This window comes from Geodermatophilus sp. SYSU D00525 (assembly GCF_054050475.1).
Genome location: NZ_JBJGZK010000032.1, coordinates 1 through 24,677 on the forward strand (window position 1 = coordinate 1; position 24,677 = coordinate 24,677).

A 24,677-nucleotide genomic window follows, 5' to 3' on the forward strand; every position below is an offset into this window, starting at 1 on the left:
CCCCCCCCACCCCCCCCCGCCCGCCCCCCCCCCCCCCCCCCCCCCCCCCCCCCCCCCCCCCCCCCCCCCCCCCCCCCCCCCCCCCCCCCCCCCCCCCCCCCCCCCCCCCGCCGGGGCGCTCACGCCGTGGCCGGGGCCGTGCCGGCCGGCCCGACCCAGACGTCGTCGACCCGGACCGCCGACGGCGCGGTGGCGCTGCCGGACACGTACTCCTCGAGGAACACGACGCCAGAACGCTGAAGCGCGGCGGTGGTGTCGGTGCGCTCGAGCAACCAGGCGGCCGGCTCGGCCGTCCCGGTGACCCACTGCTTCACCCGCAGGGTCGTCGTCCCCGTCCCGGCGGTCTCGAAGCGGACCGTCAGCGAGGTCCCGGGCGCGTAGGTGCCGGCCAGCCGGGCCGTGCCGAGCACCGTCTCCACGTTGCGCACCATGCGGACGAGCGAGAGGTCCACGGCACCGGTCGCGGTGAAGCGCAGCTTGACCCGGTAATCGGTCAGGCCGACGCGCTGGGTGCCCAGGCTGACGTAGGTCCCGCCCCCGGTGGGTGCCTGCGGCAGCGTCAGTTCCGCCTGGACCGCCACGTCGGTGCGGGAGACCGCGTCCAGGGAGGCCACGGTCCCCTGACCGGCCGCACCGCGCAGCTGTCCCGCGCCGCCGGTGACCGAGCCGTTGCCGGCCATCCCGGCGACGGTCCACGGTCCCCCGCTGTCCGCGGTCCCCCAGCCGTCGGTGACCTGCCGCTCGAAGGAGTCGGTCGCGAGGGCCGGGGACCCGGGCGTCGGGGTCGGCGTCGGGGTCGGCGTCGGGGTCGGCGTCGGGGTCGGCGTCGGGGTCGGGGTCGGCGTCGGGGTCGGGGTCGGCGTCGGGGTCGGCGTCGGCGTCGGGGTCGGGGTCGGCGTCGGGGTCGGGGTCGGCGTCGGGGTCGGCGTCGGCGTCGGGGTCGGGGTCGGCGTCGGGGTCGGGGTCGGCGTCGGGGTCGGCGTCGCGACCGTGACCTGGCGGGTGGTCGTACCGGTCGTGCCGAGGTCGTCGACGACGGTCAGCCGGACCGTGTAGGTCCCCGCAGCGCCGTAGGCGTGCGTCGCGGTGCGGCCGGTGGCCGACGTCCCGTCGCCGAAGTCCCAGGTGTGACCGGCGACCGCGCCGTCGGCGTCGACCGAGGCCGAGCCGTCGACGGCCACCGACAGACCGTCGGGGGTCGCGGTGAAGGCGGCCGTGGGCGCCCGGTTGGCCACCGTGACCGTGCCGGCCGGCTCCGCGCGGAGGTCGTCGACCCGCATCGTGACCGGCGCCGTGGCGCTGCCCGAGGCGTAGAGGTAGAGGAGCACGGCGCCGGGCCGCTGCAGGGCAGCCGTCGCATCGGTCGCGGTGACCGCCCAGGCGGCGGGCTCGGCGGTCGCGCTGCGCCACACCTTGGCCCGCAGCTGCGTCGTCCCGGTCCCCTGGACCTCCACGCGCACGGTCAGCTCCTCACCGGCGGCCACGGAGCCCGGCACCGCGTACTGGCCGAGGGTCCGCTCGGCGCCGTTGACGACTGCGACCAGCATCGCGGTGAGCTGGCCGGTGCTGCGGTACCAGAGCTTGAGCCGGTAGTCGCTGCTGCCGGACCGCCGCAGCGCCAGGCTCGCGTACGCCCCGCCACCGGTGGGGACGGCGGGGAGCACGAGGTCGGCCTGCGCGGCGACGTCCGTCCGCGAGACCGCGGCGAGCCGGGCCGAGGCGTCCCTGCCGGGCGCGGCCGTCAGCCGCCCGCTGCCGCCCGTGACCGCCGAGCTGCCGGCCGCCCCGGTCACCGTCCAGGCGCCGCCGACCTGGGCGGTCCCCCAGCCGGTGGCGACCTCGCGGTCGAAGGCGTCCGCCGCGATCGACCCGATGCCGGTGGGCGGTGCGGAGGCGGTGACCACCTGGCTGCTGGTCGCCGTCGCGCCGTCGTCGTCCGTGACCGTCAGCCGGACCACCTGGGTGCCGGGGGCCGCGTAGGTGTGGGTCAGCGTGCGGCCCTCGGCCGTCGTGCCGTCCCCGAGGTCCCAGGCCCACGACGTCACCGTGCCGTCGGGGTCGGCCGCGGCCGATGCGTCGAGCGCGACGGTGAGGTCGGTGGTCGTGCCGGAGAACATCGCCGTCGGGGGCAGGTTGGGGGTGTTGCCGGTGCTCCCGGCGGCGAAGTGCTGGGCGACCCGGTCCGCGGGGAGCACCGACTGGTAGACGGCCACCTCGTCGACCCGGCCGTTGTACCAGGAGTCGCCCGCGAACTCCCAGCTGTAGCCACCGCCGATCCGCCACCAGCCGTGACTCGGCTCGCCCATGAGCACGTCGGTGCGGGCGGCGACCTGCGCCCCGTCGACGTACAGGACCATCGACCCGGCCCGGAAGGTCGCGACCACGTGGTGCCAGCGACCGTCGTTGTACGCCCGGGGGCTGCTGATGACCTTGTAGGCGTTCTGCCAGACGCCGAAGTTCAGCCGGCCCGCACGGTCGAAGTAGACGAGGCGGTCGTGGGCGGGGGCGATCCCGGTGTTGCGGTTGCCGAACTCGACGACGATGCCGCCGGCCGTGGTCCGGGTGTTGACCCACGCCTCGAGCGAGAAGACCTGCGGGGCCGGCGCCTGGACGGTCGTGGCGGCCAGCCCACCGGCCCCGTTGAGCGCCGCGGCCGTGTCACCGTCTCCGGCCAGTGCGCCGGCCTGGCCACGCGTGACGCCGCCGTTCACCGCCAGGTCGTAGCCGCCGACCTGGTCCAGGGCGAAGCCGGTGTTCCCGAGCGACCACAGCGACTGGGCACCGTCGGCCCGGACCATCTCGACGTAGCCGCGCGCCGGGGTGGTGCCGGCGGACACGGTGACCGACGCCCAGGACCCGCTGTTGCGGTTGCCCTGCGGATCGGCCACGACGACCCGGTAGGTGTGCGCACCCGCGGTCAGGCCGCGGTCGGTGAAGGCCAGCGTCTCCCGGTTCCACCAGTCCTGTCCGCTGGTCACCTGGTACACCGGCGTGGGGACGTCGTCCCGGTAGACGGAGTAGGTGAGGTGCTCGTTGTCGGGGTCGTTGGCTTCACGCCAGACGACCCGGGCGGTGCCGGGGGCGGGCGAGGTGAGGGTGGGCGTGAGGGTGCCCGAACTCGGCGCGACGGTGCTCGGCGCCGTCCCTGGCAGCGCGAAGCGCACCAGGCCCTGCTGCGGCACGCCGTTGACGCTCGGGAACTCGCCGCCGTAGACGAGGTACTGGTCGTTGCCGGTGATCGACCAGGCGGACTGCTCCTGGCCGCTGGCGGTGCCCGGCGCCAGGGTGGGCCACCAGGTCAGCAGGGCGGGCGCCGGCGTGCCGGCGAAGTTGGCGTTGACGAACGTGAAGGGGCCGTTGGTCCCGGCGGCGGTGGCGCTGAAGGCCGCCGCGTACCGGTGCTGCCGGGGCTCGAACTCCGCCCACTCGCCGATGTTGCCGCAGAGGTGCACGTGCGAGCCGGTGTAGACGACCCCGCCGAGCGGCCAGCTGGTGTACGTGTCCCCGCGGCAGGTGCTGGCCCAGAGCAGTGCACCGTCGGTCGCCGAGGCGGCGAAGGCGCTCTCCATGTTGCCGGGGCCGTAGTAGTCGTAGCCGGTGCCGTACACGGCCCGTCCGTCGGTCGACAGGCTCCAGATGGCGGAGTTGGCGCCCTGGTTGGTGATCAGCTGGTTGACCGCGAAGGGACGGGTCGCCCCGCTGACCGGGTCGAGGGCACCGACCCCCGTGGCCTTGACGCCGTTGAGGCTGTCGAAGCGGCCCGCGGCGATGACCTTGCCGCCCGCGACGACCAGCGCCTGGACGTCGTTGCTCGTCCGCGAGTTGGCGGCCGTGTCCAGGACGACGTTGCCCTGGGCGTCCCGCTTGGGGGTGAGGGTCGCCTCGTCCTGCCAGATCGGCAGCACGTTGCCCGCCGTGGAGCCGATGCCGGGCACCGGGGCCCACGGCAGCAGGGCGCCGTTGACCGAGGACACCGCAGCCAGCCGCGTGCGGCTGGTCGTCCCCACCGCGGTGAACGCGCCGCCGAGGTAGACCGAGGTGCCGAGGGTGGCGATCGCCCGCACCTGCCCGCTGACGCTCGGGCGCCAGTCGGCGACGAGCGCACCGGTGGCGGTGTCGTAGGCCGCGACGCGGTTGCGGGGCTGGCCGTTGGCGACGGTGAAGTCGCCCCCGACGAAGACGCGGCTGCCGTCAGGTGAGGCGGCGATCGCCAGGGCCTGGCCGTTCAGGTCCGGCGTGAACGACGTGACCAGCTGGCCCGTGCGGATGTCGAAGGCGAGCAGGTTGTTCCGGACCGTCTCCTGCTGCCCTGGAGCTGCGCCGGCGGGACGGGCCCGCGTGAACTTCCCGGCCACGTAGACGGTGTTGCCGACGACGACCTGCGCCCAGACCACCCCGTTGACCTGGACGGTGGGGAGCACGTCGGCCGTGACGGTCGCCGGCGTGCCGGGGTCCAACGGCGTCGCGTCCGCCCGGGCGGTGGCCGGGACCGCGAGGCCCAGGACCCCGGCGACCAGCAGCAGGCTCAGCAGTCCCGCCACCGCCCGGAAGGACGCAGCAGGCAACGACCACACACGTGCAGACACGCTCGTCTCCCCCATGTACCCGGGCGGGCCGTCATCAGCCGCCCTTCACCGAGAGTGACGGTGACACGGGTACCGGGAGTGTGCGATCACCTGATCAGGTGTCCGGCCACCCACAGGTGGCCCCTGGTCACCCGCGCGGGTAACGCTCCGTCACCGGCGGCGGGGTCCCGGACGTACGACGGCGCCCGCCGGCCCCGGGGAGGGGTCGGCGGGCGCCGGTCGGGGCGGGCTCAGTCGGCGGAGCCGGTGAACACCAGGTAGGGAGCGCCGGCCTGGTAGCCGACGGAGACCGTCACCGCGTCACGGGCGTCTCCGGGCACGGTGAAGACGTAGACGCCGACGGCGTCGCCGCCCGGCTCGACGGTCCCGGTGAAGGGTGCGTACGACGCGTCCTCGAGCGGGGACGCAGGAGTGGCGTCCGGGCCGGTGGTCAGGTCCACGGCGACGGCGTCCAGCGAGACGGGCGCGTCGGTGCCGTTGGTGATCCGCACGGTCACCCGCACCGCGGGACCGGCGACCTGACCGGGACCCTCGGCGCTGCCCTCGACCGCCTCGAGGTCCTGGACCTCGGCCGTGACGCCGTCGCCCACGGCGGCCTGCTCACCCACCACCACGGGCGGCAGGCTCGGCGGCAGCGCCGTCGCGTCCTCGGTGGGACCGGTCGGCTCCGGCGTGGGTGGTGCCGGGGGCACGGTGCCGGTCGGGAGGACCACCTCGGTCGGGTAGACGGTCGCCGTCGTCCCCGGCGCAGCGGTCGTCGCGGCCGCGGCGGTGTCGCCGTCCCCGCCGCCGCGTCCGGCCACGACCGCGAGGACGGCGAGCGCCGCGCACAGGAGGACGGCCACACCGGCCAGCAGCAGGCGGCGGCGGGAGGACGGCGCCGGGGTCGCCTCGTCTCGGGGACTCATCGGGGCAGGGCTCCCATCTCGCGGTACCAGCGCCCCAGCGCCAGGACGACGTAGCCGGCCGTGCCGAGGGCCAGCAGCCCGTACGCGCCGAGGAAGACCGCCGGCGCACCGAGCAGGACGAAGACCAGGCAGAGGACGCCGTAGTCGGTGGGCGCGACGAGCAGCGAGCGCAGCACGCTCGGCCGGGTGTCGGTGGCGGCCGCCCGGGTGCGGACGCCGTGCCGGGCCCGCAGCGCCTCGTTGAGCAGGGTCGCGGAGAAGTGCACGACCGCCACGACCGAGAAGCCCAGCGGGACCAGCAACCAGCCACGGGCGAGGCCGTCGACACGGGTCAGGCAGAGCAGCACGGCGAGGTGGAGGCTGGCGATCTTGGCGCTGTCGACCACGTGGTCGAGCCACTCCCCCGCCGGCGACCCGCCGCCGCGGAGGCGGGCGAGCTGGCCGTCGGCCGAGTCGAGGGCGTAGCCGAGCACCAGGCACGCGGCGACCGCGGCGCCGGTGGCCCACGCCGGCGGCGCCACCGCGAGCAGCACGATGCCGGCCGTCGTCCACCCCGCGCTCACGGCGGTCACCGCGTTGGGCGTGAGCCCGGCGTGGAAGGCGAGCGCGGCCAGCACCCGGCCCAGCGGCCGGTTGACGAACCGCGAGTAGGCGGGGGCGCCCTGGGCGCCCTTCTGCGCGCCGGCCAGCCGGCGGACGGTCCCGGCGAGCGTCTCGCCGGCGGCGGGACCCGCCGCGGTCGCGGCGGTCACTGCTGGCCCGCCGGGAGGGAGCGCCAGCCGCCCGGCGCCGGGGTCGGCAGGGGGACGACGTTGTCGGGTACGACCTCGGCCGGCGGCGCCGGCTCGCCGGTGGGCACGGCCGGCGTCAACGGCAGGTCGGCCGCCGTCGGACGCCGGCGGCCGCTGGGCCGCCGCCGGGGCACGTCGCGCGCGGCCAGCCGCAGGGCCAGCTCCTCGTAGCCGGCGGCGACCTCGTCCCAGTCGTAGCGGGCGGCGAGGATGCGGGCGCGGCGGCCGGCCCGCCGGGTGCCCTCCGGGTCGGCCTCGACGGCGGCCAGCTCCCGCGCCACGTCCTGCGGCGTGCGGAAGAAGCGGCCCGAGTCCCGGACGACCTCGCGGTTGAAGGACACGTCGAAGGCGGTGACCGCCGCCCCCGCGCCGATCGCGCGCAGCAGCGACGGGTTGGTGCCGCCGACGGAGTGGCCGTGCAGGTAGGTCGCGCAGTTGGCGTAGAGCTGGTCGAGCAGCTCCTGGTCCCACACCCCGCCGAGGAAGCGCACCCGCTCGTCGGCGAGCGCGTGCACCCGGCGGGTGTACTCGTCGGCGTAGGGCGCCGAGCCGACGACGACCAGCGGCTTGCCCGCCTCGCTGGAGGTGTAGCCCTCGACGATCAGGTCGACGTGGTTCTCCGGCTCGAAGCGGGCGACGACCAGGTGGTAGCCGCCGGGCTCGAGGCCGGCCTCGGCGAGCCGGTGCGAACCCGGGGCGATCAGCGGGGCGCCGTAGGTGAGCAGCGTGGTCGGGGCGGCGAAGGCCTCGCGGTAGTACTCGGCGATGCCCTCGGCGTCGGCGATGAGGACGTCGGACCACCGGACGGCCAGGGCCTCGGCGACGCGGTAGTAGCGCCGGCCGACCGGACCCCACTTCGCGCGCTTCCACTCCAGGCCGTCGACGTGCGTGGCGACCGTGATGCGGGCGGCCCGCAGCGCCGGCAGCAGCGGCGCGTTGGCCGCGTTGAAGAGGATCGCCGCGTCGGTGCGGTGCGCCAGCAGGTGCCGCACCGACAGGGCGGTGTGGCTCAGGGTCTCCAGCGACCGGCGTCGGGCGGCGGGCAGGTGCACCAGCTCCATGCCGAGGTGCCCGGCCGGCGGGGGCTCCTCCGCCCCGGGGGCCGTGCGGCAGTAGACGACCACCCGGTGCCCGCGCTCGACGAGCCGGCGACCCACCTCCTCCACCGCCGTCTCGAAGCCGCCGTAGCGGGCCGGGACACCGCGGGTCCCCACCATGGCGATGCTCGTGCGGGCCATCGGTCGTCCTCCGGGAGGGTGTGGCGCCGCGCGGGTGCGCGAGCGGGTGGGCCGGGGACCTCGGGCGGGAGGTCCGCTCCGACGCTAGGAACGGGGAGGAGCTGCGCTCGTCCCCCCGCGGGGTGGCACGGGGGTGAGGCGGGGGTGAGACCGCGGCGGACGGCGGCGGCTCAGTAGGCGCCGGAGCTGCTGACCACGGCGCGCACCGTCTTGACGAGGATCAGCGCGTCCAGCGCCAGCGACCAGTTCTCCACGTAGCGGAGGTCCAGGCGCACGGCCTCCTCCCACGACAGGTCGCTGCGGCCGGAGATCTGCCACAGGCCGGTGAGGCCCGGCTTGACCAGCAGCCGGCGGCTGACCGAGGTGTCGTAGCGCTCGACCTCCGTCGGCAGGGGCGGGCGCGGGCCGACCAGCGACATGGACCCGCCGAGGACGTTGAACAGCTGCGGCAGCTCGTCGAGGGAGAAGCGGCGCAGCCAGCGGCCGACCCGGGTCACGCGAGGGTCGTGGCGCATCTTGAACAGCAGCCCGTCGCCCTCGTTGCGGTCGAGCAGCTCGGCCAGCCGGCGGTCGGCGTCGACGGCCATGCTGCGGAACTTGAGGATGGTGAACCGCCGGCCGTTCACGCCCACGCGCTCCTGGCGGTAGAGGACCGGACCCGGGCTGTCCAGCCGGACGGCGAGGGCCAGCGCCAGCAGCACCGGCGCCAGCAGCAGCACGGCGAGCGCGGCGACGGCGCGGTCGACGCCGCCCTTGACCACCCGGCCCCAGCCCTCGAAGCGGGGCTGCTCGATCGACAGCAGCGGCAGGCCCTCGAACGGGCGGATGTGCAGCCGCGGGCCGGCGACCTCGATGAGGCCCGGCGCGACCAGCAGCTCGGTGCCGGTGCCCTCGAGCTCCCAGGACAGCCGGCGGAGGTACTCCGCCGCGGTCTCGCTGGCGGAGGTCACCGCGACGGTGTCGGCCCCGTGCCGGGCCACCGCGGCGGCGACGTCGTCGAGCCCCGTGACCGGGACGCCGAGCACCTCGGCGACCCGCGTCCGGCTCTCCGGCGTCACGCAGGCGGCCACGACCTCCAGCCCGGCGAAGACCCCGCCGCGCAGGCGGGCCGCCAGCTCGGTCACCGCGCCGCCGCGGCCGACGACCACCACCCGCTTGGTGCACGAGCCCCGGGCCCGCAGCCGGCGCAGCCGGCACCGGGCGGCGTACCGGCCGGCGAGGGTCAGCACGGTCAGGCCGGGGACGGCGAGGACGACGAGGCCGCGGCTGAGGTCCAGGTGCGCGGCGTAGGAGGTGAAGCTGCTCAGGGTCAGCAGGAGGAACCCGGCCCGGCCGACGCGGCGGAACTCGTCGCTGCCGGTGCCGAAGACGCGCTCGTCGTGCGCGCCGGTGCCGACGAGCAGCACCGGCCAGACGAGCACCAGGGCGAGCGCCGGCAGCACCAGGGCGGCGCGCACCGGTGCCGGCGAGGCGAGGACCACGGCCCCGGTCGCGGCGACCGCGGCGGTGAGGTCGAGGGCGTGCAGGACGGCGGAGTAGCGGCCCTCCCAGCGGCGCGACGGCGGGCGGGGCACCGTCCGCAGCCGCGCGGCGACCGGGCCGGGGGTGAGCCGGGCCTGCGCGGCGGTCCCCGGTCCTGCACCGTGGCGGTCCAGCAGCACGTCTCCCCCTCGCCCCGCGTCACTCTGCGTGTGCGAGGGGGTCGCCCGTCACGGTGCGTGTCAACTCACCGGAGCGAACCAGCGCGGGACTCCCCCTCCGCGCCATCGACACTCACAGAGCGTCATGGAGGGGTCAATGCGGAGAGTGACTGTTCACCCGAAGGGGAGGATCAGGTGCGCGGGTGGACCACGTTCTGCGCCGCCTCGAGGCCCCGCGTGAGCAGCTCCTCGGCGGCGTCGGCCGCCTCGGCGACCAGCAGGTCGAGCTCCTTGCGCTCGGTGGCGGAGAAGTCGCGCAGCACGAAGTCGGCGGGGTCCTGGCGGCCCGGTGGCCGGCCGATGCCGACCCGCACGCGGAGGTAGTCCCTCGTGCCCGTCGCGCGGCTGATCGAGCGCAGCCCGTTGTGCCCGCCCTCGCCGCCGCCGCGCTTGAGGCGCACCGCGGCGAAGGGGACGTCGAGCTCGTCGTGGACGACGACGAGGTCCGTGGCCGGCAGCTTGTGGTAGTCGAGCAGGCCGCGCACCGGCCCGCCGGACTCGTTCATGTACGTGGTCGGCCGGGCCAGGACGACGCGGCGGCCGGCCAGGCGCCCCTCACCGGCCAGCGCGCGGGCGCGGGCGCCCTTGCCGGCGGTGAGCCGCACGCCGGCGCGGGCGGCGAGCTCGTCGAGCACCATCGCGCCGACGTTGTGCCGGTTGCCGGAGTAGGAGGGGCCGGGGTTGCCCAGCCCCACGACGAGGAACGGCCCCTCGGAGGGTGCGGACGCCGCAGGGGCGCCGGCGGTGCCGGCGCCCCTGCGGGTCGTGCTCTCGGTCAGCGGGGACCTCAGCTGTTCTCGGTCGACTCGATCGACTCGCCGCTGCCCTGCTCGAGCGGCTCGGGGACGACGTCGCCCTCGCCGGCGGCCTCCTCGGCCGGCGCGGACTCCTCGCGCTCGATGCCGGCCTCGGCCTCGGCCTCGGCGAGCTCGGCGTCGAGCTGCTCGGCGGTCGGGGCGGCCATGACGTTGACGACCAGCGCCTCGGGGTCGGTGAGCACGGTGGCGCCGCCGGGCAGCGACAGCTCGCCGGCGGTGACGCCGTTGCCGGCCTCGTGACCGGTGACGTCGACCTCGATCGTCTCGGGGATCGCGGTCGCGGGCGCCTCCACGGAGACGGTGTTCAGCTCGACGCTGACCAGGGTCTCGGCGGCGGCGTCGCCCACGACGACGACGGGGACGTCGACGGTGACGCGCTCGCCCCGGCGGACGACCAGCAGGTCGACGTGCTCGTGCTGGCGGGTCAGCGGGTCGCGCTGCACCGACTTGGTGAGCGCGAGCTGCTCCTGGCCGTCGAGGACGACGGTGATCAGGGCGTTGGTGCCGCCGTTGCGCAGCACCGCGGCGAACTCGAGGGCCGGCAGCGACAGGTGGACGACGTCCTGGCCGTGCCCGTACAGGACGGCCGGGATGCGGCCCGCGCGGCGGGTCCGGCGGGCGCTGCCCTTGCCGAACTCGGTGCGGGCCTCGGCGACGAGGCGGAAGTCAGCCACGGTGGTGTGCTCCTCAGACAGCGGATGGGCCTGGTGCCGGCGGCCGGGCGCGGCACACCTCGCAGGAGCACACGCACGTCGATCACGGAGCGCGGACGGACCGCCTCCCTCGCCGGGCTCCGGCCAGTGTACGTGGCACGCCCGGACCGGGTGCGCGGACCGGGGGTGCCGCGCACCCGGGCGGCACTACGGGGCGGTCGTCCGCGCCGTGCCGACCGCGGCCGGCGGGACCGGCTCGTCCCCGCGCGCCCGGACCAGGGCCTCGACCCGGTCCGGCGCCGGCCCGTCCGCCCGGCGCGGGGCCGGGACCCGGGGCAGCGGGCCGAGCAGCGCCGTCCAGGCGGTGAGGTAGCGCTCGGCCTGCGCCCGCCAGTCGAGCTCGCGCACCGCCCGGTCGCGGGCGGCCAGCGACAGCGCCACCCGGCGCTCCTCGTCGTCGAGCAGGTCGGCGATCGCCGACGCGAGTCCCTCGGGCCCGGCGGCCGGGTCCACGTAGACGCCGGTGTCGCCGGCCGACACCCGCGACTCCCGGAGGTCGAAGCCCACCGACGGCACCGCGAAGGCCATGTACTCCATGACCTTGTTCATGGTGGAGACGTCGTTGAGCGGGTTGAGCGGGTCGGGGCACACGCCGAGCGCCGCCGTCGACAGGTAGCGGGCGATCGTGGCGGCGTCGGCCCGGCCGGTGAAGGTCACGTGCTCGGTGAGGTCCAGCTCCGCGCTGAGGGCGACCAGGTCGTCGAGCGAGTCGCCGAAACCCAGCAGCGCCAGGTGGACGTCGGACCGGCCGTGCCGGTGCACCAGGACGTCGAGCGCCCGCAGCGCGACGTCGACCCCGTCCTGGGGGCCCATGATCCCCAGGTAGACGAGCAGGTGGCGGCGGCCGCGGCGCAGCTCCGGCTCCGGGTCGCGCGGCCGCATCACCGACGTGTCGGGCCCCGACCGCACCACCGTCACCCGCTGCGGGTCCCGCCCCCCGCGCTGCACGGCGATCGACCGGTAGGACTCGTTGGTGGAGACCACGTGGTCGGCGGTGCGGTAGGTGCTGCGCTCGAGCCACAGCAGCGTCCGGTACTGCAGCCGGGCCACGAGGCCGCGCGGCTCCCCGAACCGGGACCGGAAGACCTCGGGGTTGAGGTCGTGCTGGTCGTAGAGGAACCGCACCCCGGCACGCCGCCACAGCCGGGCCAGCAGCCAGTAGGTGTCCGGCGGGTTGCACGCCTGGATGGCGTCGAAGCCCACCCGGCGGCGGACCCGGACCGACAGCAGCGCCGTGCGCACCCAGGCGTACACGAACTCCCACAGGTAGGAGAGCAGGCCGCGGGTCGCCGGGGCGGGGCGGTACTTGAACAGGTGGACGCCGTCGAGCAGCTCGTAGCCGGGGTCGCCGGGTCCCTTGGGGCAGATCACCGACACGGTGACGCCGGCGGAGGCGAGGGCCTGGCACTCCAGCCACACCCGCCGGTCCAGCGGGACGGGCAGGTTCTGCACGATCACCAGCACGCGCGGGGATCGCGGGGACGTCACGGTACGCATGGCCCTCCTCGGGCTCACGAGGCGAGGTCGCCGGCGGGCACCGGTCGGGACGGGGGCAGGCGGCGGGACGAGGCCCCGGACGAGGAGCCGGACGACGGGCCGGACGACGGGCCGGACGAGGACCCGGGCGGGGCCTCCGGGGCGAGCAGCCGGGCGAGCTCGGCCGTCCGCGCGTCCCAGGTGTCGCCCGCCACGGCGGCGCGCCGCTGCGCGGCGTCCCCGGGCCGGGGGTCGGCCACCGCGGCGCGCACCAGGTCCACGAACTCGTCGGCGGACCGGGCGATGTCGAGGACGTCCGCGTAGCGCCGGGCCTCGGGGAAGTCGGTGGTGACCGTCCGCAGCCCGAGGGCCAGGTACTCCTTCATCTTGATCGGGTTGCAGGCCCGGATCCACTCGTTGTCCAGCCACGGCATCAGGGCGACGTCCAGGCCGGCGCACCAGCGCGGCACCTCCGCGTGCGGCCGCGCGCCGACGAGGTGGACGTTGGGCAGCTCGTCGAGCCCGTCGAGGTCCATGAACACGGGGCCGACGACGACGAGGGAGACGTCGGGCAGCTCGACGGCCACCCGCCGCAGCAGCTCCAGGTCGACGGTGTGGTCGCGCATCGTGCCGACGAAGCCGACCCGCGGACCCGGCACCCGCTGCAGCTCGGGCGGCGGCTCCCCGCCGGCGTCGTCGAACCAGGCGGCGTCCACGCCGTGGTCGAGGAACACCGCCCGCTCCCCCGCCAGCGGCGCGTCCTCGGCCATGAGGGAGTGGGCCACGTACAGGACGGCGTCGGCCTCCCGCAGCGACTCCTCCTCGAGGGCGCGGATGTGCCCCGTGTCGACCTCCGACCAGGCCGAGAGCTTGTCCGACCGGTTGACCAGGACCCTCCGCCTCGGCAGGCCGCGGACCACGGACCAGGCGGTCGGCGGGCTGAGGAGCACCGAGGGGGCGGGCATGCGCAGCCACCACAGGACCGCGCGGACCTGCCAGCGCACCAGCCGGGTGTTCAGCGCCCGCCCCAGCCGCGAGCCGTAGGCCGGCACGCTCAGCGGCGAGTACACGTGGAAACCGGGGACGTCGGCCAGCGGCTGCCGCACCCCGCGGAGGACGCTCCGCAGCTTGCGGCCCAGCCGGCCGGCCACCCCGGAGGTCCGCCCCGGCCAGGGCACCCGCATGCCGATGCCGTTGACGAGCAGCACGCGGCGCTCCTCGGCCAGCCGGAACGCCAGCTGGAAGTCCGCGTGCGCGCGGTTGTGGTACCACCAGTCGAGGCCGGCGAAGACGAGTACCGGGTCTTTCTCCTGGTCAGCGGGCCGCCGCACCTCAGTGGGCCCCGTTGGTGGCGAGCATGCGGCGCAGGCTAGCGACGGGGGCCCCCTCGCGGGCCCCCTCCGCGCGCGCCTTCTCGCAGACCACCCCACCGGGTGGTCCGGCCGACGGCGGCGGTCAGGGTCGGGGCAGCACCGAGCCGTCGGCCGTGACGTTGTCCTCCCAGGCGTCCACCGACGCCCCGGGCGCGACGTCGACCTCGCCGTAGCCGTCCAGCGGTCCGAAGTCGTTGCCGGTCACGTCGGCACCGACGCACCCGGCCTCCAGGCGCAGCACGAACCCGCCGCCCACCAGGTAGTTGTCGGCCACGACCGGTGCGGTGAAGCCGCCGCCGTCGTCGCTGAGGAAGACCGCGGCGTTCTGGTTCTCGGCCGGCCCGTCGAGGACGATGTGGTTGCCCCGGACGACGACGTCGTCGCCGCCGTAGAGCTGGATGCCGTCGTTGTGGCTGCCGGGCAGGCTGCGCAGGTCGTGGACGACGTTCTCCTCGAACCGGCTGCTGCCGGTGCCCTGCTGGATGCCGTCGGGCGTCCCGGAGATGTCGTTGCGCAGCAGCACCATCTGCGCGTTGCCGTGCACCGCGCCGTTGCCCCAGTCGCCGGCCGGCGACGGCACGTCCTCCGGCCAGACGATCGTCGAGTCGCTGATCCGCAGCTCGCCGGCGGCGTCCTCGGCGAGGACCACCGACCAGGCCGCCCCGTTGGCCTCGACCACACTGTCGGTGATCGTGAGGACGCCCGGTCCCGGGAGCACGACGCTGCCGCGGACCCAGACGTGGTCCAGCGTCACCTCGTCCCCGAGCACGACGAGCGTCCCGTCCTGCCACGAGGTGCCCGGCGGTGCGCTGTCGGGGCCGTCGACGACGGTCAGGTCGCCGCGGTCCCCCCGGAAGCCGACCTCGCCGGGCGCCGCGCGGCCGGAGGCGCCGGGGCCGGTGGGGGCCGGCGCCGGCGCGGACGTCGGGCTGCCCGGGTCGGCCGGGGCGGGGCCGGTCGCCTGCCCGGCCGGGACGAACAGCACGTCGATCCAGTAGTTGGCCGCGTCGTAGGTCCCGTCGGGCAGCACGGGCACGTCGCTGTAGCGGAAGACGCCGGCGCCGCCGTCGGCCACCACGGCGACCGGGCCGGGGTCCGGGAGGGGCTGGCGGAACCAGCCCAGCGACGCCACGTACCCGCCGTCGGCGTGGTAGCTGGCCACGTAGACGCCGCCGGCGGTCAGCGGGACCGGCCGGTCCAGCGGGGTCTCCTGCCAGCCGGGGGTGTCGCGGGAGGGGAACGTCGCCTCGCCGAGGACCGCTCCCGTCGAGGACCAGACGGTGGCCGCGTGCGCCGCGCCGTCACCCGCGGCGCGGTAGAAGCGCAGGCCGGTCAGCGTGCCGTCGACCGTCGCGGTGAAGCGGATGCCGAGCTCGACGGGGCGCCCGTCGGTGTGCCCGACGTCGGAGTCGGGTCCCTGACCGTCCGGGAAGAGGGTGGCCGGGCGGACCGGGGTCACCGTGCCGCCCGGGTCGTCGCCCGTCCACGCGACCGCGAGCACCAGCGCGAGCAGGACGGCGGCGGTGGCGCCGACGACGACGAGCCACCGGCGGCGCGGCCCCGGCCCCGGGTCCGGTGGACCGGGCGGGACGAGGCGCAGCTCCGGCGGTCTCACGGTCGTGCGCTCGTGCACGGCGGCCCCCCTGCTCGTCGCGTCGTCCGGCGGCAGGGACCCGCCCGCGGCCGGGCCGTCCCCGCGACGCGGGTGGCGCACCTTATCCCCGAAGCGGTGACGGGCCGGGCGTTCTCGTGCTCCGGACGGCGTCGTTCACCTACAGTCACCGGGCATCCACGGACGCCATCCGGAGACAGGAGCGCCCCGGCCTCATGACCGCGGTCGAGCAGGGCCCGTTGCTGGTCGTCAACGTGCACGGCATCGGGCCCGAGCCCCCCGACGTGACCCCCGAGGAGCGGGACTACTGGGTGTCCACCGACGAGTTCGAGACGCTGCTCGACTCGCTGGACACCGCCGGGCTGCCGGTGGTCCTCACCGTCGACGACGGCTTCCTGTCCGACGTGACCATCGCCCTGCCGCGGCTGGTGGAGCGGGGACTGACCGCCGCCTTCTTCCCGTGCGCGGGCTGGCTGGAGCGCCCCGGCCGGGTCGGGGTGGACGGCGTCCGCGAGCTCGTCGCCGCCGGGATGCCGGTCGGCACGCACGGCTGGTGCCACCGCGACTGGCGCCGGCTGCGCCCGGACGAGGTCGACGAGGAGTTCCGCCGCTCCGCCGAGGTGCTCGCCGACGCCTCCGGCCACCCGATCACGGAGGCGGCCATCCCGTTCGGCCGCTACGACCGGGTGGTGCTGGCGCACCTGCGGCGGGCCGGCTACGAGCGCGTCTACACCAGCGACGGCGGCCTGGCCGACCTGCGCCGGTGGCGGGTGGCCCGGACCAGCGTGCGCCCGGGCGTCGACCGGGACTGGCTGCCGCGGCTGGCCGCCGAGGCGCAGCAGCCCCGGCGGCGGGCCCGCGACCTGGCGGCCCGGGTGGTCAAGGGCCGGCGCCGCGGTCAGGCGACGTCGACCCCCTGACCGGGCGTCAGCTGCCGGTGCAGGACTGGCTGCGGCCGGCGCCGGTCGGCTGGTAGTCCGCACCGATCGGCACGACCCGCGCCTCCCAGGCGGTCAGGCCCGCGCAGCTCACCGCGACCGGCCCGTAGCCGTAGCCGCCGTCGGCGATCCGCAGCCCGCGGACCGACCCCGGCATGCCCAGCCGGAAGGAGTAGCCGCCGCCGGCGACGAGCAGCCCGTCGACGTCGACCGAGGTGTTGCCCTGACCGGCCGGGTAGAAGAACGGCGCGGTGCCGTAGCAGCCGTCGGCCTCCACCATGTGCAGCGTGACGTTCCGGACGGTGAGCGCCGGGCCGTCGTAGCCCTGCAGCGCGTCGCCGTGCCAGTCGCCGCAGCGGTCCGGGGACGTGATGCGGGCGAAGGAGTCCTCGATGGTGACCGCGCCGCAGCCCAGGCTCCGGCCGGCCACCCGGAAGCCCTCGGGGAGTCCGTCGATCTCGACGCGGCGGGCGGTGTAGCCACCGGCGCCGACGGCGGGGGCGTCCCCGCCGGTCACCTGTCCCGGCGCCCGGACCACGGACACGTCCTCGAGCAGCAGGCCGTTGCGGCACCGCGAGCCGGCCACGTTGGTGATCGAGCCGCCCTGGACCTCGACCCGGCGGACGGTCACGTCGTCGGCGTCGATGACCAGGTCGGCGCCGACCAGGCGGACGTCCTGGACGACGGCGCCGGGGGTGGTGACGTGCAGGTCGGTCGTGCGCGTGGTGGCCGGCGTCCACCCGGCCGGGACGCCGGTGTTGGCGGGGTTCGGGACGGGGCCGGTCGCCGTCGAGGGCGCCGGCTGCGGCGTCGTCGTCCGCGGCGGCGTGGCCGGGGTGGACGGGGACGCGCTGCCGGTGGGGGCCGGGGTCGTCGGGACCGTCGTCGTGGGCACCGGGGTCGTCGGCGCCGGGGTCGTCGGCACCGGCGCCGGGGCGGACGGGGTGGTCGTCCCGCCCGGGGACGTCGCCGGCGGCCGGGAGGGGGCGGTCGAGGAGCGGGACGCCTCGGTCCGCTGGCCCCGGCTGGCGCCGTGCTGGTCGCGGGAGACGAGCCGCTGCCACCACGCCGACCAGGAGGACGACCACGAGCCCGCCTCCGTGGTCTCGGTGACGGGCACCGACGACCTGGCCACCTGCAGCAGCGAGGCGCCGGTCAGCAGCGCGGCGCAGACGAGCACGAGGGCGACCAGGCGGCGGCTGCCGGCACGGCGGGCGGGACGGCTCCGGGGGGAGCGGGCTCTCGGCACCGCGGGAACGTAGCGCCGAGTGACCGGCCGAGTACCAGGAGAAATCGGTCCGGGCGCCACAGGACTCCACTCAGGTCACAGGAGCGTCACGGAGCACCACGTCCGCACCGGCGGTCCCGGTCCGGCCGCGCGCCTCCCCCCTCGGCAGCCGGAGATGGTCCCGGAACCGCGGAGAACCACTCGTTGTGGGGGTTCCGGCTTCACCCGTCACCGGAACTCCCCTGTTGCGCCCTCCCAACTGGCACACTCCGCGCCCATGTGTGCCACGGGGACCAGGTCGTGACGGCCGGGGTCAGGCGTGCCCCCGGCCGGTCGGTCCCCCCGCCCGGACTGGTGCTCGCACGCGTGCGCAACCCCCCGGCGGCGCCCGTCCGGCGACCGAGGGTCAGCGTCGTCGTCCCCTGCTTCGACTACGCGCGCTACCTGCCCACCTCGGTGGGCAGCGCGCTGAGCCAGGAGGGCGTCGAGGTCGAGGTGGTCGTCGTCGACGACTGCTCGCGGGACGACTCGCTCGCCGTCGCGCGGCGGCTGGCCGCCGCGGACCCGCGGGTCACGGTGGTCGCGCACCGCTCCAACGCCGGGCCGGTCGCCACCTTCAACGACGGGCTGGCCGTGGCCGGCGGCGAGTACCTCGTCCGGCTCGATGCCGACGACGCGCTCACCCCCGGCTCGCTCGCCCGCGCCACCGCGCTCGCCGAGAGCCGGCCCGAGGTCGGCATGGTCTACGGCGCCCCGCTGCACTTCTCGGGCGAGACGCTGCCCCGCCCGCGCACGCGGGTGCGCGGCTGGACCGTCTGGTCCGGTCCGCGGTGGCTGGAGCTGCGCTGCCGGCTGGGCGTCAACTGCATCACCTCGCCCGAGGTCCTCATGCGCATGGACGTCGTCCGCGAGGTCGGCGGCCAGCGCGAGCTGGCGCACACGCACGACATGGAGATGTGGATGCGGCTCGCCCGGGCCGCCGACGTGGGCCACCTCCGCGGCCCCGACCAGGCCTGGCACCGCGAGCACGGGGCGAGCCGGTCGGCGCGCGCCGTCGACGTCGTCACGGACCTGCACGAGCGGGCCGAGGCGTACACGACGCTGTTCGAGGACGGCCTCGGCGACCCCGGCGAGGACCGCCGGCTGCTCGCGCTGGCGCGGACCGCGCTCGCCGACGAGGCGGTGGCGCGGGTGTGCCAGGCCTACGTCCGCGGCTGGGCCGGTGACGCGGTGACCGACGCCTACCTGGCCTTCGCCGCCGGTCAGGTCGAGGACCTCGACCGGCTGCCGCACGGGCCGCGGCTGCGGCGGTCGGTCGCCGCGGGGACGGCGCGGGCGCGGTACCTGCCCGGCCTGTTGCTGCCCGCGCTCGTGTACCGGGCCCGGCGCGAGGTGCACGCCCGCCGCTGGCGAGGGACGGGCCTGTGAACCCACGGGACGGCGTGGTCCTCGCCGGCAAGGCCGTCCGGGCCCTGCGCGCCGAGGGCCCCGCGGGCCTCACCGAGCGTGCCGTGCGCACGGCCACCCGGCGGCTCGCCCTCGGCGCCGACCTCGGCATGCACCCGGACGACGTCGTCGACTCGGCGCGGGTGGTCCTCCCGCCGCCGGGCCCGGTCCGCCCGCGCGGCACCGCCCTGGAGGTCGGCTGGGTGATCACCCCGCCGGGGCCGACCTCGGGCGGGCACACCACCCTGCTGCGCTTCGTCGAGGCGCTGGAGCGGGCCGGGCACCGCTGCGTCCTCTACCTCTACGACGTCGGCGGCGGCCCGGTGGAGCGGCACGAGGCGATGATCCGCGCGCGCTGGCCGCGGGTCCGCGCCGAGGTCCGCTCCGTGGCCGACGGCCTGCCGGCCATGGACGCGTACGTCGCCAGCTCCTGGGACACCGCGCACGTCCTGGCCCGCCACGGTCGCGGCACCGGGCACCGCTTCTACCTCGTGCAGGACTTCGAGCCCTACTTCTACCCGCGCGGCTCGCTCTACGAGCTGGCCGAGGACACCTACCGCTTCGGGTTCCAGGTGGTCACGGTCGGCCACATGGTCGCCGACGAGCTCCGCGAGCGCTTCGGCATCTCCCCCACCGTGGCCGAGTTCGGCTGCGACACCGCGGTGTACGGCGCCCGCGACGACGGCCCGCGCGACGGCGTGGTCCTCTACTGCCGGCCGACCACCCCCCGCCGCGGGTACGAGCTGGCGGTCCTGGCCCTGGAGCGGTTCCACCGCCTGCGCCCGGAGGTGCCGATCCACACCTTCGGCGCCCGGGTCCGGCGGCTGCCGTTCCCCGCCGACGTGCACGCGCACCGGACGCCCGCGCAGCTCAACGAGCTCTACCAGCGGTGTGCGGCCGGGCTGGCGCTGTCGTTCACCAACATCTCGCTGATCGCCGTCGAGCTGCTGGCGGCCGGCGTTCTGCCGGTGGTGAACGACTGGCGCGGGTCCCGCGCGGATCTCGACAACCCGTTCGTGGAGTGGGCCCGCCCCACGCCGGACGGGATCGCGGACGGGCTGTGCCGGGCCGTGGACCGGCGTGCGGCGCTGTCGACGCAGGACGTCGCCGCGAGCGTGGCGGGGCTGTCCTGGGACCGCTCCGAGCGGACGGTCGTCGACGTCATCGAGCAGGTGTGTGCGGGTGAGCGACAGCTCACCCGGGAAACGGGGAGGTAGGGCGTGAGCATCGGCGAGTTCTTCCGGATGGTGGTGCGCTGGAAGTGGGTGATCGTCCCGGGCCTGCTGCTGGCGCTCGGCGCCGGCGCCTTCGTGTACCAGCGCGGCGAGCCCGACTACACCCGGACGGCGAGCTACCTGCTGCTCACGCCGGTGCAGACCGAGTCGGGTGAGAGCAACCCGCTGCTCTTCCTCGGCAACGGCGTCACCATCACCGCCTCCGTGCTGGCCGCGAAGGTCAGCGACAGCGAGACGGTGGAGCAGCTGACCGCCGCCGAGCCCGGCGTGACCTACACCGCGGTCCTCGACGCCGCGGTCGGCGCCCCGGTGGTGCAGACCAGCGTCACCGGGCCCGACGCGCAGGCGGTCGACCGGGTGCTGGCCGCCCTCGGTGACGAGCTGGGCGCCGAGCTGGAGGCCCTGCAGCGGGAGAGCGAGGCCCCCGAGAACACGTGGGTCACCCTGCACTCGTTCACCCAGGACCCGCAGGCGGTGCCCAGCTCCGCCGGTCCCCTGCGCAACGCGATCGCCGCCACCGGCGCCGCGGTGCTGCTGCTGTTCCTCGTCGTCGGCGTGCTGGAGCGGAGGCGCCGGCTCCGCGAGGCTCGACTCGCCCCGGCCTCCGCGGCACACGACGGGGGGACGGGCCTGAACACCGGACCCACCCGGCGTGTCAGCGGGGACCGGGGCCAGCTGCCGCCGGTCCCCGACACCGGGGAGACCCGGGCGAGGGGTCTCGCACGCATCTCGTCGGTCGATGGCCGGTGACCGTCCGGGGGGCGGCACCGGCACGCTGACCGCCCGCGGGGCGTCCGCGGCGGTCCCGGCCGCCTCCCGGACGACCGCCTCCGGCCCCGAGGCCGGCGGCAGGGCGGACTCGCTGGCCGTGCTCGTCCTCTACGCGGTGCTCCTGGTCGGGATCCCGTCGGTCTACATCGTCGGGCCGCTGGGCGCCCCGGGGACGCCCGCGGCGATCGTCGGCGTCGTCGCCCTGGGCCTGTGGGTGCTGCGCCGCCTCACCGGGGCCGCCGCCGAGCGCCCCACCCCCGTGCACTGGCTGCTCCTGCTGTTCGCGGCGTCGATCGCGGGTTCGGTCGTCGCCGCGGGCCTGCGGCCGATGGTCGAGCTGGAGTTCACCGCGCTGTGGCGCGGGCTGATCGCGGTCGCGTCGTGGATCGGGATCGCGCTCACCGTGATGGACGGGCTGCGGACGCGGGAGCGGCTCGAGCGGTTCCTGCGCGTGCTCGTCTGGCTCGGCGCCGGGCTGGGCCTGCTCGGCGGGCTGCAGTTCCTCACCGGCATCGACGTCGTCCCGGTGCTGCACGTGCCGGGGCTGACCCAGAACACCGACCTCGGCGGGCTCTACGAGCGGTCGGGGTTCAACCGGGTCAGCGGCACCGCCCTGCACTCGATCGAGTACGCCGCGGTCATGTCGATGCTGCTGCCGCTCGCCTTCGCCCAGGCGCTGCGCCGCGGGCGGTCGGTCACGGCCTGGCTGCCGGTGCTGCTGATCGCGGGCGCGCTGCCGCTCACCGTCGCCCGCTCGGGGATGCTCGGGCTCGGCGTGGCGCTGGCCTTCGCCTTCCTCATGACCCGCGGACCGCAGCGCGTGTGGCTGCTGGTCGCGGTGGCCGCGCTCGGCGTGGTGGTCCGGGCGCTGGTCCCCGGGCTCCTCGGCACGATCAGCAGCCTGTTCACCGCGGGCGAGCAGGACATCAGCATCGCCGGCCGGACCGCCGACTACGGCGCGGTCGCCGACTTCGTCTCGGAGTCGCCCGTCTCCGGCCGGGGGCTGTTCACCTTCCTGCCGAGCATCTACCGGATCCTCGACAACCAGTACCTGGGCACGCTCATCGAGGCCGGCGTCGTCGGCCTGGTCGCCCTCGTCCTGCTCATCGCCGGACCGGCGGTGCTGTCGCTCACCCACGCCGTCGCCCTGCGCCGTGCGGCAGAGGCCGGCGGCTCGCACCGGCCGCCGGCGGCCGACCACCTGCTGCCGCTGAGCCTGGGCGCCGCGCTGGTGGCGGCGCTGCTGCTGTTCGCGACCTTCGACGGGTTCAGCTTCCCGATGTGCATGGGGGTGTTCAGCGTGGTCGTCGGTGCCGTCGGCGCCACCTGGCGCCTGGGCCGGCCGGCGCCCGCGCCGCGGCCGGCCCGCGGGCGGTGGCAGACGCTCGTCGCGCTGGGCGTGGCCGCGGTCGTGGGTGCCGTCGGCCTGCTCGCCGTCCGCGCGGCCCAGCCGGCGTGGAGCGCGGAGGCGTCCCTGGCGATCGCCGTGCCCCCGGAGCCGGGCCAGAACATCTACTACGCGCGGGTGGACACCGACGGCGTCACCGACCTGCTGCGGTTCGGCCTCGACAGCACGCAGGTCCGCACCCGGCTGGCCGCGGCGGGGGCCGGCGAGTACACCGTCGCGATCGGCACCGGCAGCCTGGGCCCGCACACCGACGTGCTCGGCTTCGGCGACGTCATGCGGGTCGGCATGGTGGCGGCCACCCCGGAGGAGGCCACGCACACCGTGGACCTGCTGGTCCAGGAGGTCGACGACGAGCTGCGCCGGCTGCAGCCGGGGCGGGACCCCGCCTCCGCGGGCACGGTCACCGTCGTCGACGTCCAGCGCCCGGTGGTGACCCTGGTGCCGGTGCACCCCGCCGCCGGGGCCGCCGGCGTCGCACTGCTGGCGCTGCTCGCCGGCCTCGTCGTGGCCGCGGTCCCGGTCGGGAGCCGGCCGCGGCCGGCACCGGCACCCGCCGCGGGCCGGCACCGGACGCCCGAGCCGGTGGGGGCCGGCGCGTGAGCGGGAACCGGGAGTCCGTGGCGGTCGTCGTGGTGACCTACAACAGCGCCCCGCTGCTGGCCGACCTGGTCGCCTCGCTGCCGGCCGGGCTCGGGGACCTGCCCTGGCACCTCGTCGTCGTGGACAACGCCTCCAGCGACGACAGCGTCGCCGTCGCCTCCCGCCTCCGGCCCGACGCCACCGTCGTCGCCACCGGCCGCAACGGTGGCTACGCGGCCGGGATCAACGCCGGGATCGCCGCTGCCCCGCCGCACACCTGCGTGCTGGTGCTCAATCCCGACGTCCGGCTGCAGCCGGGCTGCGTGCCGGCGCTGGTCCGCGCGCTCCGGCAGCCGGGCACCGGCATCGCGGTCCCGCTGCTCGTCGACGGCGACGGACGGCGCATCGACTCGCTGCGCCGCGAGCCCGCGGTGCACCGGGTCCTCGCCGACGCCGTGCTGGGCGCGACGCGGGCGGGGCGGATCGGCCGGCTCGGCGAGTCGGTCACCGCCGAGGCCCCCTACCGCCGCCCCGGCGTCACCGACTGGGCCGAGGGCTCCACCCTGCTGATCAGCAGCGACTGCCTCCGCGCCACCGGTCCGTGGGACGAGTCCTTCTTCCTCTACTCGGAGGAGACCGAGTTCGCCCTGCGCGCCCGGGACCGGGGCTTCGTCACCCGCTTCACCCCCGAGGCGCACGCGGTCCACCTCGAGGGCGGCTCGAGCACCTCCGCCGCCCTCTGGCCGCTGGTGGTGACCAACCGGGTGCGGCTCCACCGCCGCCGCCACGGCCGGGTGCCGGCCGCCGCCTTCTGGGCGGCGCTGCTGCTGCGCGAGGCCTCCCGCCTGCCGCTGCGCCGGCCGCCCAACCGGGCCGCGGTGCGCGCCCTGCTGGACCTGCGCGGCCTGCGCCGGCCCCCGGGCCCGCACAGCGTCGTCCCCCGTCCCCGCCGTGCCGGCGCTCGCCCGGCCCCGTCCGACACGCTGGAGGTCCGATGACGGTCACGGTGCGCCCCATCCAGGCGGCCGACCTGCCCCGGGTGGGGGAGTTCCTGCACCGGTCGATGAACTCCTCGCTCAGTCCCGGGCAGTGGGCGCGCGTGGCGCTGCCGACCTGGCCCGTCGAGTCGCCCAACCACGGGTTCTTCCTCGACGCCGACGGCGAGGTCGTGGGCGCCCACCTCGCCTTCTACTCCGAGCGCACGCTGGACGGCTCGACCGAGCGCATCTGCAACCTCGGGGCGTGGTGCGTGGAGGAGAGGTACCGCTTCCAGGGCATCCGCCTGCTCAAGGCGATCCTCGCCCAGGACGGCTACGCCTTCCTCGACCTGTCCCCCAGCGGCAACGTCGTGCCGCTCAACGAGCGGCTGGGGTTCACCCACCTGGACACCGCCACCGCCCTGGTCCCCTGCCTGCCCCACCCGAGCGTCCCGGGGCGGTGGCAGGTGCGCACCGGCGCCGCGGTGGCCGAGGTCCTCAGCGGGACCGACCTCGAGCTCTACAAGCACCACACCGAGGCGGCCGCCGCCCACCACGTCGTCCTCTCGCGCGGCGACCGGCACTGCTACGTCGTGTTCCGGCGCGACCGGCGCAAGGGGCTGCCCCTGTTCGCCTCCCTGCTGTACGTCGGGGACCTCGACCTGTTCCGGTCCGGGATCCGGGTGTTCGCCCGGCACCTGCTGGTCCGCCACCGGGTGCTGGTCCTGCTGGCCGAGCTCCGGATGGTGGGCACCCGGCCGTTCCCGTCGGTCCGGGTCGGCACCAACCGCCGCAAGATGACCCGCGGCCTGCGCTCGGACCCCGAGCGCATCGACTACCTGTACAGCGAACTGACCTGCGTCCCCTGGTGAGGAGGGCA

At 76.2% G+C, this 24,677-nt stretch carries 18 protein-coding genes; 7 read left to right on the forward strand and 11 right to left on the reverse strand.

Going from position 1 to position 24,677, the window contains the following annotated elements; translation table 11 throughout:
* Positions 1-119: 119 nt before the first annotated feature.
* The 10 genes from ACI796_RS20300 to ACI796_RS20345 form a co-directional block, all read right to left on the reverse strand.
* Complete coding sequence (locus ACI796_RS20300) at positions 120-4,586, reverse strand: PKD domain-containing protein (RefSeq protein ID WP_456943025.1); 4,467 nt, start codon at positions 4,584-4,586, stop codon at positions 120-122.
* A 230-nt stretch (positions 4,587-4,816) separates the two neighbouring features.
* The gene (locus tag ACI796_RS20305; RefSeq protein WP_456943026.1) at positions 4,817-5,494 is read right to left on the reverse strand and encodes a hypothetical protein; all 678 of its coding nucleotides are present in this window, start codon (positions 5,492-5,494) and stop codon (positions 4,817-4,819) included.
* Positions 5,491-6,246 (reverse strand): CDP-alcohol phosphatidyltransferase family protein, encoded by a 756-nt coding sequence (locus ACI796_RS20310; protein WP_456943027.1) that lies wholly within the window; start codon positions 6,244-6,246, stop codon positions 5,491-5,493. Before ACI796_RS20310 ends, ACI796_RS20305 begins: the two co-directional genes overlap by 4 nt.
* A complete protein-coding gene (locus tag ACI796_RS20315) occupies positions 6,243-7,523 on the reverse strand; it encodes a DUF1972 domain-containing protein (RefSeq protein WP_456943028.1) in 1,281 nt (426 codons plus the stop codon). The genes ACI796_RS20310 and ACI796_RS20315 overlap by 4 nt, the downstream gene beginning before the upstream one ends.
* A 170-nt stretch (positions 7,524-7,693) precedes the next feature.
* On the reverse strand, positions 7,694-9,184 hold the full coding sequence (locus ACI796_RS20320) for a sugar transferase (protein ID WP_456943029.1): 1,491 nt from the start codon (positions 9,182-9,184) through the stop codon (positions 7,694-7,696).
* A gap of 170 nt (positions 9,185-9,354) precedes the next feature.
* Positions 9,355-9,918 (reverse strand): aminoacyl-tRNA hydrolase, encoded by a 564-nt coding sequence (pth, locus tag ACI796_RS20325; RefSeq protein WP_456943030.1) that lies wholly within the window; start codon positions 9,916-9,918, stop codon positions 9,355-9,357.
* Positions 9,919-10,010: 92 nt separating this feature from the next.
* On the reverse strand, positions 10,011-10,715 hold the full coding sequence (locus ACI796_RS20330) for a 50S ribosomal protein L25/general stress protein Ctc (RefSeq protein ID WP_456943031.1): 705 nt from the start codon (positions 10,713-10,715) through the stop codon (positions 10,011-10,013).
* A gap of 186 nt (positions 10,716-10,901) precedes the next feature.
* Complete coding sequence (locus ACI796_RS20335; RefSeq protein ID WP_456943032.1) at positions 10,902-12,251, reverse strand: glycosyltransferase family 4 protein; 1,350 nt, start codon at positions 12,249-12,251, stop codon at positions 10,902-10,904.
* A 14-nt stretch (positions 12,252-12,265) separates the two neighbouring features.
* A complete protein-coding gene (locus ACI796_RS20340; protein WP_456943033.1) occupies positions 12,266-13,561 on the reverse strand; it encodes a glycosyltransferase in 1,296 nt (431 codons plus the stop codon).
* Positions 13,562-13,685: 124 nt separating this feature from the next.
* The gene (locus tag ACI796_RS20345) at positions 13,686-15,218 is read right to left on the reverse strand and encodes a DUF4082 domain-containing protein (RefSeq protein ID WP_456943034.1); all 1,533 of its coding nucleotides are present in this window, start codon (positions 15,216-15,218) and stop codon (positions 13,686-13,688) included.
* Between the two features lie 212 nt (positions 15,219-15,430).
* On the opposite strand from ACI796_RS20345, the gene ACI796_RS20350 reads away from it, so the two are divergent.
* Positions 15,431-16,135 carry a polysaccharide deacetylase family protein gene (locus ACI796_RS20350; protein ID WP_456943035.1) on the forward strand — a complete coding sequence of 235 codons (705 nt, stop codon included), beginning with the start codon at positions 15,431-15,433 and terminating at the stop codon, positions 16,133-16,135.
* Positions 16,136-16,142: 7 nt separating this feature from the next.
* Here the strand turns inward: ACI796_RS20350 and ACI796_RS20355 are convergent, their stop codons facing one another.
* A complete protein-coding gene (locus ACI796_RS20355; RefSeq protein WP_456943036.1) occupies positions 16,143-17,402 on the reverse strand; it encodes a hypothetical protein in 1,260 nt (419 codons plus the stop codon).
* A gap of 345 nt (positions 17,403-17,747) precedes the next feature.
* Here ACI796_RS20355 and ACI796_RS20360 point away from each other — a divergent pair, with 345 nt between their 5' ends.
* From ACI796_RS20360 to ACI796_RS20385, 6 genes are read left to right on the forward strand one after another with little or no spacing between them, the layout of a single operon-like run.
* Positions 17,748-18,809 carry a glycosyltransferase family 2 protein gene (locus ACI796_RS20360; RefSeq protein WP_456943037.1) on the forward strand — a complete coding sequence of 354 codons (1,062 nt, stop codon included), beginning with the start codon at positions 17,748-17,750 and terminating at the stop codon, positions 18,807-18,809.
* Entirely contained in the window at positions 18,806-20,044 is a 1,239-nt protein-coding gene (locus ACI796_RS20365; RefSeq protein WP_456943038.1) for a rhamnosyltransferase WsaF family glycosyltransferase, read from the forward strand. Before ACI796_RS20360 ends, ACI796_RS20365 begins: the two co-directional genes overlap by 4 nt.
* Positions 20,045-20,047: 3 nt before the next feature.
* Positions 20,048-20,812 carry a hypothetical protein gene (locus ACI796_RS20370; protein ID WP_456943039.1) on the forward strand — a complete coding sequence of 255 codons (765 nt, stop codon included), beginning with the start codon at positions 20,048-20,050 and terminating at the stop codon, positions 20,810-20,812.
* Positions 20,802-22,841 (forward strand): O-antigen ligase family protein, encoded by a 2,040-nt coding sequence (locus tag ACI796_RS20375; protein WP_456943040.1) that lies wholly within the window; start codon positions 20,802-20,804, stop codon positions 22,839-22,841. The genes ACI796_RS20370 and ACI796_RS20375 overlap by 11 nt, the downstream gene beginning before the upstream one ends.
* Positions 22,838-23,818, forward strand: coding sequence for a glycosyltransferase family 2 protein (locus tag ACI796_RS20380; protein ID WP_456943041.1), 981 nt, complete (start codon positions 22,838-22,840; stop codon positions 23,816-23,818). Before ACI796_RS20375 ends, ACI796_RS20380 begins: the two co-directional genes overlap by 4 nt.
* A complete protein-coding gene (locus ACI796_RS20385; protein WP_456943042.1) occupies positions 23,815-24,669 on the forward strand; it encodes a hypothetical protein in 855 nt (284 codons plus the stop codon). The genes ACI796_RS20380 and ACI796_RS20385 overlap by 4 nt, the downstream gene beginning before the upstream one ends.
* Positions 24,670-24,677: the final 8 nt, after the last annotated feature.

Excerpts from the sequence above, each read along its gene's own strand:
- ACI796_RS20305 (WP_456943026.1), bottom strand. The coding sequence starts at position 5,494 with ATGAGTCCCCGAGACGAGGCGACCCCGGCGCCGTCCTCCCGCCGCCGC.
- ACI796_RS20315 (WP_456943028.1), bottom strand. The coding sequence starts at position 7,523 with ATGGCCCGCACGAGCATCGCCATGGTGGGGACCCGCGGTGTCCCGGCC.
- ACI796_RS20335 (WP_456943032.1), bottom strand. The coding sequence starts at position 12,251 with ATGCGTACCGTGACGTCCCCGCGATCCCCGCGCGTGCTGGTGATCGTG.
- ACI796_RS20350 (WP_456943035.1), top strand. The coding sequence starts at position 15,431 with ATGACCGCGGTCGAGCAGGGCCCGTTGCTGGTCGTCAACGTGCACGGC.
- ACI796_RS20375 (WP_456943040.1), top strand. The coding sequence starts at position 20,802 with ATGGCCGGTGACCGTCCGGGGGGCGGCACCGGCACGCTGACCGCCCGC.
- ACI796_RS20385 (WP_456943042.1), top strand. The coding sequence starts at position 23,815 with ATGACGGTCACGGTGCGCCCCATCCAGGCGGCCGACCTGCCCCGGGTG.